We start from the raw sequence: 13,628 nt of genomic DNA, 5'->3' as shown, positions 1-13,628 counted from the left end.
TACAAGACGGGCGACCTGGCGCGCTTCCTGGCCGACGGCAACATCGACTACCTGGGCCGGCTGGACCATCAGGTCAAGCTGCGCGGGCTGAGGATCGAACTGGGCGAGATCGAGGCGGCGCTGCGCGCGCTGCCGCAGGTGCGCGACGCGGTGGTGCTGGCGCGCGAAGACCAGCCGGGCGACCAGCGCCTGGTGGGCTATGTGGTCAGGAACGACATCGACATTGACAGCGCAGCGCTCCAGCTTGCCCTGCAGGCCAGTCTGCCGGCCTACATGGTGCCATCCGTGTGGGTGACGCTCGATACGCTGCCGCTGAACCCGAACGGCAAGGTCGACCGCAAGGCGCTGCCTGTACCGGATGCAAGCCTGTCGCAGCAGCAGTACGTAGCGCCACAGACCGAGACCGAAATAGAGCTCTCCGCGATCTGGGCGGGCCTGCTGAACCAGGAGGTCGGCAAGATTGGCGCGACAGCGAACTTCTTCGCGCTGGGCGGTCATTCGCTGCTGGCGGTACGTCTGTTGGCGGAAGTGCGCCACGTGCTCGGTGTCGAGCTGGGAATCAAGGACTTGTTCGCCAACGGTTCGTTGGCGGCGCTGGCGGCAGCCATTGACTGCGGCACAGGCGCGTTCACGCGCCCGCAGGTGACGGCGCAGGCGCGCGGCAGCGAATCTATTCCCCTGTCGTTCGCGCAGCAGCGCCTGTGGTTCCTGGACCGGCTTGACGGCGGCAGCTCGCACTACAACATGCCGTCCGCCCTGCGCGTGACGGGCCGCTTTGACGTCGCCGTCGCCGAGCAGGCGTTCCGGCGCATCATTGAACGGCATGAGCCGCTGCGCACCGTCTTCGCCAGTGAAGGCGAGCAGCTGTGGCAAGTGATCCGGGAGCAGGTGGAGTTTGGCATCAAAATAAGAGACCTGACGTCGCTCGATCCCGGCGCGCGGGAACTGGCCGCGCGGCAGTTGGCGCTGGCCGATGCCGAAACGCCGTTCAATCTGGTGCGCGACGTGATGCTGCGCGCCAGCTTCGTCCGCCTGGGCGAGGAGGCGGGCGTGCTGCTGTTTAATATGCACCACATTGCCTCGGACGGCTGGTCGATGGGCCTGCTGGTTAGGGAGTTCCTGGACCAGTACCAGGCGCTGCGTAGCGGTGCTGCCAACCCCCACGGCCCGCTGGCAATCCGGTATGCCGACTATGCGCAATGGCAGCGCGAGTGGCTGGCCGGCCCGGTGTTGGAAGATCAGCTTGGATACTGGAGCCAGCAGTTGGCTAGCCTGCCACCGGTGCACGGCCTGCCGCTGGACCGGGCACGCCCGGCGCACCAAAGCTTCCGTGGCGCGCAGCACCGCTTCACGATGGATACTGCCACGTGCCAAGGTTTGAAGAAGGTCGCACGGGACCAGCAGGCCACGCTGTTCATGGTGCTGCACGCCGCGCTAAGCGTGCTGCTGGCGCGGCACGGCAACAGCAGCGACATCGTGATCGGCACGCCGGTGGCCAACCGGCTGCAGAAGGAGCTGGAAGAGCTCATCGGCTTCTTCGTCAACACACTGGTGCTGCGCACCGACGTGTCGGGCAACCCGCGCTTCGACCAGTACCTGGAGCAGGTCAAGGCGGTCAACCTCGACGCGCAAAGCCGGCAGGACGTACCGTTCGAGTATCTGGTCGAGCGCATCAATCCCCAGCGCAGCACGCAATACAGCCCGCTGTTCCAGATCATGTTCAGCATGGGCATGGACGAGGCGAGTACGGTGGCGGCGGTCAGTCTGGACGACGCGCAATTCAGCCTGGTGTCCGGGCAGGACGTGGCGGCCAAGTACGAATTGACCTTCCATGCCAGCGAAGACGAGAACGGCCTGTCGCTGTCGATCGACTACAACGTCGATCTGTTCGACGCGGCCACGGTCGCCAGGCTGGCCGCGCATTACCACCGGCTGCTGCAGGGTATTGCGGCGGCGCCGCAGACGCCGGTCTACGACCTGCCGCTGCTGGGCGACGATGAGCGGCACTACCTGCTGCATGAACTCAACGCGACCGAAGCGGCCTACCCGCATGAGCAGTGCATCCACCAGCTGTTCGAGGAACAGGCCGAACGCACGCCCGATAAGGTGGCGCTGGTGTGCGAAGACCGTTCGCTGACCTACCGCGAACTGAACGAGCGCGCCAACCAGCTGGCGCACTGCCTGCTGGAACAGGGCGTGACGGCCGACACGCTGGTGGGACTGTGCGTCGAGCGCGGCATCGAGATGGTGGTTGGCGTGCTGGCCATCCTCAAGGCCGGAGGCGCCTATGTACCGCTGGACCCGGTCTATCCGCGCGAGCGGCTGGCCTATATGCTGGGCGACTCCCGGCCTCCGGTGGTGCTGACCCAGCCGCAACTGCAGGCCAATCTGCCGCTCGACGGTGCCAAGGTGGTCAGCCTGGACAGCGGCTGGCAGGCGCTGTCCGGCTATCGCCGCGACAATCCGCGCACAGCGGTGCAGCCTGCCCATCTGGCCTACGTGATCTATACTTCCGGCTCGACCGGGCAGCCAAAGGGCGTGCAGATCGCGCATCGCGGCGCCTGTAACCTGGCGGTCAGCCAGCAGGCCATGTTCGGCGTGGCCGACGATAGCCGCGTGCTCGGCCTGGCATCGCTGAGCTTCGACGCGGCGACGTCCGAATGGCTCATGGCGCTGCTGCGCGGCGCGGCCTTCTACGTCTGTAGCGAGGAACAGCGACACAATCCGGCCGCGATCCAGACCTTCCTGCGCGAGCACGGCATCACGCATGCGACCCTGCCGCCGGCGCTGTTGCCGCATCTGGACAGCGGCGCGGGCTATGCGTTGGAAGCTCTGGTGCTGGCCGGTGAAGCCTGCGGTGCGCAGGTTGTGGCGCCGTGGCTGTCGGTATGCCGGGTATTCAATGCCTACGGACCGACTGAAAATACTGTTTGTGCCAGCACGGCCGAACTGCGGCCAGGCCAAGCGATCACGATTGGCCGTCCGATTGCCAACACCCAGGTCTATATCCTGGACCGGCACCTGCAGCCAGTGCCGCTTGGCGTGCCGGGCGAGATCTACATTGGCGGCGTGGGCGTGGCGCGCGGCTACCTGAACCTGCCGGAATTGACGGCGGAACGGTTCATCGACGATCCGTTTAACGGCCGTGCCGGCGCGCGCCTGTACCAGTCGGGCGATCTGGGCCGTTGGCTGGCCGACGGCAATATCGAGTACCTGGGCAGGAGTGACTTCCAGGTCAAGCTGCGCGGCTTCCGCATCGAGCTGGGCGAGATCGAAGCCCGTCTGGCGCAGTGCGTAGGCGTGAAGGAGGCAGTGGTGATCGCCCGTGACGACGCCACGGGCGACAAGCGCCTGGTGGCTTATCTGACACTGGCGGAGGGGTGGGACGCTTCCGCCGCCGCGCTGCGCGAGCACCTGCTGGCCGGTCTGCCGGAATACATGGTGCCGAGCGCCTTCGTGGTGCTGGAGCGATTCCCGCTCACGCCGAACGGCAAGCTCGATCGCAATGCGCTGTCTGCGCAGGGCCAGTCCGCGTTGGCGACCAGGGTATATGAAGCGCCGCAAGGCGAAGTGGAAGAAGCGCTGGCGCGCATCTGGCAGGAGGTGCTGGGCGTCAAGCGCGTAGGCCGCCAGGACAACTTCTTTGAACTGGGTGGCCACTCACTGTTGGCGATTGGCCTGGTCGAACGGATGCACCAGGTCGGCGTGGAAACGAGCGTGCGTGCGTTGTTCAGTGCGCCGACGATTGCCGGCGTGATCGAAGCGCTGGGACAGCGCGAGCGCGCCGTTGTCATACCGCCCAACTTGATTCCGCCCGAGAGCCAGGTCATCACGCCGGCGATGCTGCCGCTGGTCGAGCTGAGTCAGGATGAGATCGACCGCGTCGTTGCCACGGTCACGGGCGGTGCAGCCAATGTGCAGGATATCTATCCTCTGGCACCGCTGCAGCAGGGGATACTGTTCCACCACATCCTGCAGCAGCAAGGCGATGTGTACCTGACGCCGACACTGCTGGCGTTCGACGATCGCGCCAGGCTCGATGCGTTTGCGCAGGCACTGCAGAAGGTGGTGGCGCGCCATGACATCCTGCGCACGGCAATCGCGTGGGAAGGATTGAGGGAGCCGGTACAGGTGGTGTGGCGCCAGGTGCCCGCGACGATGCAGATGGTCAACTTCGACGCCGGGGACGGGGACATCGCCGCCCAGTTGGAGGCCCGCTACAATCCGGGGCACTTCCGCGTCGATGTGCGCCAGGCGCCGCTGATGCGCGGCTTTGCCGCCCATGATGGAGCCAACGGCCGATGGCTGTTGCGCCTCATGCTGCATCATCTGATCGCCGACCACGTGACGCTGGAGATCATCGCTACCGAAGTGGACACCATTCTTGGCAAGGGCGAGGCTGCGCTGGACAGGCCGGTACCGTTCCGCGATTTCGTCGCCGAAGCCCGGCTTGGCGTGAGCCAGCAGGAGCACGAGGCCTTCTTCCGCCGCATGCTGTCGGATATCGACGAGCCGACCGCGCCTTTAGGGCTGGTCAATGTTCAATCCGACTGGGCCGCGACGGCAGAGGCCAAACAGGCGCTCGATGCGGATCTGGCCAGCCGGATTCGCCGGCAGACGCGCAAGCTGGGCGTCAGCCCGGCCAGCCTGATGCACGTAGCCTGGGCGCAGGTCCTGGCCCGTTTGAGCGGACGGCAGGACGTGGTGTTCGGCACCATGCTATTCGGCCGAATGCGCGGTGGCGCAGCGATGGCGCGCGTGCCCGGCATCTTTGTCAATGCCTTACCGGTGCGCGTCAGTGTCGGACAGGATGGCGTCGAGCAGAGCGTGCGCAAGACGCAGGCGCTGCTATCCGAGCTGATGCATCACGAGCATGCCTCGCTGACATTGGCGCAGCGCTGCAGCGCCGTCGAACCGTCGGCACCGCTATTCACTGCCCTGCTGAATTACCGGCACAACACCGTCAGCCAGGACGCCGCGCATGCGGAATGGAGCGGAACCGAGGTGCTGCGCTCAGAAGAGCGCACCAATTATCCGCTCAGCCTTGCGGTAGATGACTGGGGCGATGGCTTTGATCTGACCGCGCAGCTCAGTGTGCAGGCCGAGCCGGGCCGCATTTGCGCCTATATGCAAACGGCGCTGGAAAATCTGGTGCAGGCGCTGGAGCAGGCGCCGCACACGCCGGTAGCGGCCGTCGAGGTGTTGCCGCCGCAGGAGCGCGAGCAGCTGCTGGTGGAATGGAACGACACTGCGCAAGCCTATGCGCAGGACCAGACCCTGCACGGCCTGTTTCGGCAGCAGGCCGCGCGCACGCCGGAGCAGGTGGCCGTGCTGTGCGAGGACCGGCAATTGAGCTACCGCGAACTGGACGAGCGTTCGGAGCACCTGGCGCACTACCTGCGCGGCCAGGGGGTGGGCAGGGAAAGCCTGGTGGCGATTTGCGTCGAGCGCGACCTGGACATGCTGGTCGGCCTGCTCGGCATCCTGAAGGCTGGCGGCGCCTACGTGCCGCTCGATCCCGGCTATCCGAAGGAGCGGCTGGCCTACATGCTGGAGGACGCCAGGCCCGCGCTGCTGCTGACCCAGCAGTCGCTGCTGGGGCTGCTTTCGGCCGACGTAGTGACCGTTTGCCTGGACGGCGGCTGGGAGGCCGCAGTCGGCTCCGGCCTGGCGCCCGATGGCGGCGCCACGGCGGACCAACTGGCGTATGTGATCTACACCTCGGGTTCGACCGGTCAGCCGAAAGGCGTCGGAGTCACCCATGGCAACGTGAACAGCTTCCTGCACGCGATGCGCGGGCAGCCGGGGATAGTGGCTGACGATGTGCTGCTGGCGGTGACGCCACTGTCCTTCGATATTGCCGGCCTTGAGCTGTTCCTGCCGCTGAGCGTGGGCGCGGCGACGGTGATTGCGCCGCGCCAGGTGGCAGCCGATCCGGCCCAACTGGCCCGGCATATCGCCCGGCATGGCGTGACGATGATGCAGGCCACGCCGTCGACCTGGCGCATGCTGGTCGAACAGGGCTGGCAGTACGAGGGCCAGCCGCTCAAGCCGTTCAAGTTGCTGTGCGGCGGCGAGGCGCTGTCGGCGGCGCTGGCGGAAGAACTGCTGCGGCGCGTGCCGGTGGTGTGGAATATGTACGGCCCGACGGAGACGACGATCTGGTCGGCGCTGTGCGCGATTACGGACCTGGAGCACGGCATCCCGATCGGGCGGCCGATCGCCAACACGCAGATCTACCTGCTCGACGGGCAATCGCGCCCGGTGCCCGTCGGGGTTGCCGGCGAGGTGCATATCGCCGGCGCCGGCGTGGCGCGCGGCTACGTAAACCGGGACGAGCTGACGGCCGGGCGCTTCGTGCCCAATCCCTTCGGTGCGCCCGATGCGCACATGTCGCGCATGTACAAGACCGGCGACCTGGCGTGCTATCTGCCGGACGGCAGGATCGAATACCTGGGCCGCATCGACCAGCAGGTGAAGCTGCGCGGCTTCCGCATCGAGCTGGGGGAAATCGAAACCTGGCTGGCGCGGCACGCGGCGGTGCGCGAGGCAGTGGTGGTGGCGCGCGAGGACAGTCCGGGCGACCAGCGCCTGGTCGCCTACCTGACCACGCACAAGGGCAGCGCGGACGCCGGACAACTGCTACCGCAGTTGAAGGATTACCTTGCCGGCGCTCTGCCCGAGCACATGGTGCCGTCGGCCTGGATGGTGCTCGATCAGCTGCCACTGACGGCCAACGGCAAGATTAACCGGAAGGCCTTGCCGGCGCCGGACGGGGGCCTGCTGCGCGCCGAATATGTCGCGGCGCAGACCGATACTGAAGAGCGGCTGGTGGCGCTCTGGCGTGAATTGTTGAACGTCGAGCGGGTCGGCATCCATGACAATTTCTTCGACCTGGGCGGGCACTCGCTGCTCATCATCAGACTGCACGTGCTAATCATGCAATATTTTCAGAAAAGCCTTTCCGTGGTCGATTTGTTCAGATATCCTACCATCGAAAAACTGGCAGGGGCCTTGGACAGTTCGCCCTCGGCAGCGGCGGCCGATGCGGAAAGCCTGGAGCGGGGGCAGCATCGCCGCCAAGCCATGCAGAGGCGCTCTGCAGCCCGCTCCAAATAACAATGATTCTTGAGAAACCTATGACTTCAATTAGTTCGTCGGAATTCAACAATGATGCATATTCGGTAGCTGTGATCGGGATGGCAGGGCGATTCCCGGACGCTAAAAACGTTGATGAGTTCTGGTATAACCTCAAGAACGGTATCGAGAACGTTCGTACTTTCAGTGACGAGGAATTGCTTGCGGCGGGCGTGTCCGCCAGCGTGTTTGAGGACAAGAACTACGTCAAGCGCGGCACCGTTGTGCCCGACTTCGACCGCTTTGATGCGGAGTTCTTCGGCTTCACGCCCAAGGATGCCGAAGTGGCCGATCCGCAGCAGCGCCTGTTCATGGAGGTGGCATGGGAGGCGCTTGAGCATGCGGGTTATGCGCCCGGGGCCTACCCTGGCGCGATCGGCGTGTTTGCCGGCGCCTCGAACAGCGCCTACTTCCTCCACAAGATCTACGGAAACGCCAAGTTTGCGGAGTCCGTCTCCGTGAAGCAAATCCAGATTGGCAACGAGAAGGATTATCTGTGCAGCCGCGTGGCCTACCATCTTGGCCTGCGCGGTCCGGCGGTGGCGGTGCAGACGGCCTGTTCGACTTCGCTCGTGGCCGTGCATCTGGCCTGCCAGAGCATACTGAGCGGAGAAAGCGACATGGCGCTGGCGGGCGGCGCGAGCCTGCAGACGCGCCTGGAAGGCTATATGTACCAGCCGGGGGATATCATGTCGCCCGATGGAAGCTGCCGGACCTTCGACGAAAAGGCGGCCGGCACCGCGCCGGGCAATGGCGTGGCCGCCGTCCTACTGAAATCCTTGAGCAAGGCCCTGGAGGACGGCGATACGATCCACGCGGTCATTCGCGGCTCGGCGATCAATAACGATGCAGCCGACAAGGTGGGATTCACGGCGCCCAGCGTGAACGGGCAGGCGGCAGTGATTACCGAGGCCATGGCCGTGGCCGACGTACACCCGGAATCAATTTCCTATGTGGAGGCGCACGGCACCGGTACCATACTTGGCGATCCGATCGAGATGCGAGCACTCCAGCAGGCGTTTGGCACGTCGACCGACAAGAAGCAGTTCTGCGCCATCGGCTCGCTGAAAACCAATATGGGGCATCTCGACACGGCGGCCGGTGTGACAGGGCTGATCAAAGCCGTTTTGACGGTGAGGGACCGCGAGATCGCGCCCAGCCTGCACTTTACCAAGGCAAATCCGCATATCGACTTCGCCAACAGCCCGTTCTATGTGAACGCATCGCTGCAACAGCTGGCCGCCACGGACACGCCGATGCGGGCCGGGGTCAGTTCCTTCGGTATCGGCGGCACCAACGCACATGTGATCGTCGAGGAGCCGCCGCGCGTGACGACGGAACCGTCGGCGCGGCCAGACCAGGTGCTGCTGCTGTCGGCCAGGACGCCGGAAGCGCTTGCAGCGGCGGGCGCCAATCTGCAGCGCTTCCTCGCCGACCATCCGCAAACCAGCCTGGCCGACGCGGCCTATACGACGCAGGTCGGACGAACCGCCTTCGGCTATCGCCGCGCGTTGGTGTGCAGCAGTGTCGCCAATGCGATCGAACAGCTGGAGACGGAAACGGCCGCACCGGCGCCCGTCGCGGAAGGCAAGGGCAACTCCGTCGTCTTCATATTCCCGGGCCAGGGCGCTCAGTATGCCGGCATGGGGAAGGACTTGTACCAGACCGAGGAAGTGTTTCGGACCGAGATCGACCGTTGCGCTGAGCTCCTGCTGCCGGCGCTGGGCTTGGACCTGCGCGCGGTGCTGTTCGCCGATGGTGAGCAAGGCGGGCATGCCCAGGATCTGCTGCGCCAGACCCAGATCGCGCAACCGGCCTTGTTCGCCGTGGGATATGCGCTGGTGCGTCAGCTCGCGCATTGGGGCATATCGCCCGACGCGATGGCGGGCCACAGTGTTGGGGAATACGTGGCGGCCTGTCTTGCCGGGGTTTTCTCGTTGCCGGACGCGCTTGCGCTGCTGGCCCAGCGCGGCAAGCTGATCGCCGGATTGCCGGCCGGCCGGATGCTGGCGGTACACGCCTCGGAGCCGGCCTTGCAACCGATGATGGGCAGCGACCTGTGGATCGCCGCGGTGAACGCGCCGGCCATCTGCAGCGTGTCCGGCAGCGCCGAAGCCATCGAAGCGCTGGAGCGCGTGCTGCGTGCACAGAGCATCGAATTTCAGCCCCTGCATACTTCGCATGCCTTCCATTCGGGCATGATGGACCCCATCCTCGATGAATTCGCGGCCGCGGTCTCTCGCGTCAAGCTGAATGTGCCGCGCATTCCCTATGTCTCCAATGTAAGCGGCGGCTGGATCACGGCCGAGCAGGCCACCAGCCCCGCCTATTGGTGTGCGCATTTGCGCCAGGCAGTACGCTTTTCCGATGGCGTGCGCACGCTCATGCAGCGCCATGCGCCGCTGTTTGTCGAAATCGGTCCGGGCCGCTCGCTGGCCAGTCTGGTCAGGCAGCACGCCCAGGCGGGTGTTCAGGTGCGTGCGGTCGGTGCGCTGCCCGACGCCAAGTCGGCTACCTCATCGGCCATCACCCTGATGCGTGCTGCTGGCTGGCTGTGGACGCATGGCGTCGCAATCGACTGGAACCGTTTCCGTGGCCGGGAACGCCGTCGCCGCATTCCGCTGCCGACCTATCCCTTCGCGCGCAAGCGGCACTGGATCAACGATCCCGTGCCGGTGGATCTGCCGGCGGCCCACCCGGACCGGACCCGCCGCGCCGATGTCGGGCAGTGGTTTTACGCGCCGACCTGGAAGCGTTTGCCTGGCCCTGTGCCCGGCGCTGCCGCTGCATCCACGGTGCATCTGGTGCTGGCTGATCGCCACGGCTTGAGCCAGTCCGTTATCGATGCGATCCGGGCCGGGGGCGAACAGGTCATCGTCGTCACGCAGGGCGGCGATTTCGCCGCCGTGAGCGCAGAACGGATTGAGATCGACGCCGCCCAACCCGCTCACTACGAACGCCTGCTGTCACTGTGCATGGAACGGCATGGCATGCCCGCCAGGATCACCCATTGCTGGAGCCTGACGCCGCCGCAAAGCGGCAGCGCCATCGACCAGCACGATGGCTTCTACAGCATGCGCTTCCTCGCGCATGCGATCGGCCGGCTTGGCATCGACGCCGCACTGACCATCAATGTGCTCTCGAATGGGCTTTATGCCGTCATCGGCGACGAGTTCCTCGCTCCCGAGAAGGCGACCCTGCTCGGACCATGCCAGGTTATGGCCCTGGAATGTGCGAACCTCCGCAGCCGCAGCGTGGACATCGTCGTCACGCCTGGCGAGGGAATCGGCGCCAGGCTTGGCGCGCTGTTGGCGGCGGAGTTGTCCAGCGACGTAGCCGAAACCATTGTGGCGTTGCGCGGCAGTTACCGTTGGAGCCGAGTCATCGAGCCGGTGTCAGTGGCGGTGCACGGGACGCTGCCGGCGGTCTCCGGCAGCCGTCAACATTACCTGATCACGGGCGGGCTGGGCGGAGTCGGCTATGCCTTCGCTCGCTATCTGGCCGAAAATCGTTCCGCTCCCGCGCTCACCCTGACCGGGCGCCAGCCATTGCCGCCCAAGGCGGAGTGGGGCGACTACCTTCGGGCGCATGCGGACGACGACGCCGGCAGCCGCAAGATCGGCCAGTTGCAAGCGCTGGAGGCGCTGGGCGCCGCCGTGCTGTACCTTGCAGCCGACGTCGCTGACGAAGCGGCCATGAACCGGATGGCCGATGCCGCCATATTGGCATTCGGTCAGCTGCAAGGCATTTTCCATGCGGCTGGACAGGCCGGTGCTGCAGCCCTGCGCCTGGCGCCGGGGGGGCAGGCGGGCCAGGTACTGGCGCCGAAACTGGCTGGCGCGGCGATACTGAGCAAGATCTTCGACTTCTCGCGCCTTGACTTCGTCATCCTGTGCTCGTCGATGAATGCCGTGCTGCCTTTCGCCGGCCAGGCCGATGCGGCGGGAGCGGATGCCTTCCTGGACGCGCTGGCCCATCGCGACAGCTTGCAAGCGGGTGGCAACGTCCTGTCGGTCAACTGGACGATCTGGAAGGATGCCGGGATGATGGCGCGCGCCAGGTTGCCGCAGCATCTGACGGAGGATGGCTCCGGCCTTGCCGCGTTGATGTCGAACGGCATTGCCGAACGCGATGCGAAGGCCGTGTTCGATGTCCTGCTGGCGTCCCGACTGCCCCAGCTGATCGTCTCGCCGCTGGCGTTTGCGGTCACGGCCGGGCACATCGCCGATGTCAACCGGTCGGCGCTGGACGCCGAAAAGCCGCAATCGGTGGCTGGTGGACAGGGCGTCACTCGTTCCGACCTGCTGGTGGCCTATGCGGCACCCGGCAATGATGTCGAGAAGACGCTGGCCGGCATCTGGCAGAACCTGTTCGGCATGGAAGCGATTGGCGTCCATGACGACTTCTTTGACCTGGGCGGCCATTCCCTGATGGCGACGCAGGTGCTGTCGCATGTGCGCAAGCATTTGCAGGTCGACCTGCCGCTGCGAAGCCTGTTTGAGGCGACCACCATCGCTGCGCTGGCGGCGCAGATCGAAGCGGCCCGGGTGCAGGCCGAAACCGCAAGGCTGGAGAATATGGCCGCCGCCAAGGTCTCCGTGCAGAAGAGCATCGACGCCATGTCGCCAGAGGAAATCGCCGCCTTGCTCGCCGAAAAGAAACGTCTGAAAGCCAGTCAAACTCCACTGGCGTGATAGACCTCAGGCCATTTTGCCCTACCTGGCGACTCTGCCAGGCGGTCCTTGCGTTCCTGTAAGCGAGGATGCAAGGTGAGGGTGAGCATCCCTGCCGGAGCCGCTGACATCCACCCATTCGCGCTTCCGGGACAGACAACGACATTCATTTACTTATCTTTTGAGAGGCACCATCGTATGACCGAGCGCTCGCTGGAATCAATGAAAGAGGAACTCCTTGCTCTGCTGCTGGCGGAGGATGAGCCGCAGCAGCCGACGTCGATTGCGCTGGCCGACCGCGCGGGTTTGCTGCCTCTTTCGTATTCACAGGAGCGGGTCTGGTTCATCGACCGCTTCACCGATGGGGGCGCGGCCTACAACCTGCCCGGCGCGTTTGAAATCCGGGGGCGACTGGACCGCGCCGCGCTCGAGCGCACGCTCAACGAGATCGTGCGCCGCCATGAAGTGCTGCGCACGACCTTTGATCTTGTCGATGGCGCGCCGGTGCAGGTGGTCGCCCCCGAGTTCCGGCTGGCCATTCCGGTCGTCGATATCAGCGCACTGCCGCCGGGCGAACGGCAGGCCCGGGCTGAGGCGCTGGTGCGGGACGAGGCGCGCGCGCCGTTCGACCTGCAAGCCGGCCCCTTGCTGCGTGCCCGGCTCATTGCAATGGGCGAGGACGTTCATGTGTTTCTGTTGACGTTCCATCATATCGTCTTCGATGGCTGGTCGATGGGGGTACTGATCGGCGAAGTGGCCGCCTTGTACAGCGTGTTTGTCGAAGGGACCGCGCCGCAGTTGCCGGAACTGGCGCTGCAGTATGCCGACTTTGCGCATTGGCAGCGCGAGCAGCTGGCTGGTACGGCACTGCAGAAGCAGCTCGACTACTGGAAAACCCAATTGCACGGCGCACCGGCCTTGCTGTCGCTGCCGACGGATCGTCCGCGTCCGGCGGTGCAGACCCACGAAGGGGGCAATGTACCGCTGCTGTTCCCACCGCACATCGCCAGCGGCTTGCACCGCGTTGGCCAGCAGGCGCAGGCCACCTTGTTCATGACGCTGGCGGCGGCCTTCAATGTGCTGCTCAGCCGTTATGCCGGCCAGGATGACATCTGCATCGGCACGCCGATCGCGAATCGCCAAAGGGCGGAGCTTGAGCCGCTGATCGGTTTCTTCGCCAGCACTCTGGCGCTGCGCACGCGGGTGGATGCGGCGCAGCGCTTCGATGAGCTTCTCGCGCAGGTCAAGGCGGCTACGCTGGATGCCTATGCCCATCAAGACGTGCCGTTCGAACAGGTGGTGGAGCATCTGGCGCCGGCACGCAATGCCAGCCATAGTCCATTGTTCCAGGTGATGTTGGTGCTTCAGAACACGCCTGCGGGCAAGCTGGATCTGCCCGGCCTGGCGCTCAGGCCGATGGGCGTCGAACAACAGGTCGCGAAGTTCGACCTGACGCTAACGCTGGTCGAGGCGGAGGATGGACTTGGCGGTAACTTCGAATACAACACCGACTTGTTCGACCGCGCCGCGGTGGAGCGGATGGCCGAGCATTTGCAGACGCTGCTGATGGCGGTTATAGCCAATCCGCAGGCGCCGGTCCGCGAGCTGTGCATGCTGGCCGAAGGCGAGCGGCAGCAACTGCTGGTCGATTGGAACAGCACGGCGAAAGAATTCGCACACGGCCAGACACTGCATGCGCTGTTCGAGGAGCAGGTGCTGCGCAGCCCCGCAGCGGAAGCCGTCAAGTTCGAGGACCAGTCGCTGACTTACCGCGAGCTCAATGCGCGCGCCAACCGCCTGGCGCACTACCTGCGCGGG

General features: G+C 65.3%; 3 protein-coding genes. All 3 read left to right on the top strand.

The annotated features are described in order from the left end of the window. A partial coding sequence (locus O0879_RS28430) for a non-ribosomal peptide synthetase (RefSeq protein WP_289920016.1) occupies nucleotides 1-7,119 on the top strand: 7,119 nt, incomplete at its 5' end. A gap of 20 nt (nucleotides 7,120-7,139) precedes the next feature. Beyond that, nucleotides 7,140-11,831 carry a type I polyketide synthase gene (locus O0879_RS28425; protein ID WP_289920014.1) on the top strand — a complete coding sequence of 1,564 codons (4,692 nt, stop codon included), beginning with the start codon at nucleotides 7,140-7,142 and terminating at the stop codon, nucleotides 11,829-11,831. Nucleotides 11,832-12,008: 177 nt separating this feature from the next. Further along, nucleotides 12,009-13,628 (top strand): condensation domain-containing protein (locus O0879_RS28420; protein WP_289920012.1); only part of this gene is annotated, 1,620 nt, incomplete at its 3' end.

The organism is Janthinobacterium sp. SUN120 (genome assembly GCF_030397735.1).
Lineage (GTDB): Bacteria > Pseudomonadota > Gammaproteobacteria > Burkholderiales > Burkholderiaceae_D > Janthinobacterium > Janthinobacterium kumbetense.
This window is presented reverse-complemented; position numbering and strand designations above follow the sequence as displayed.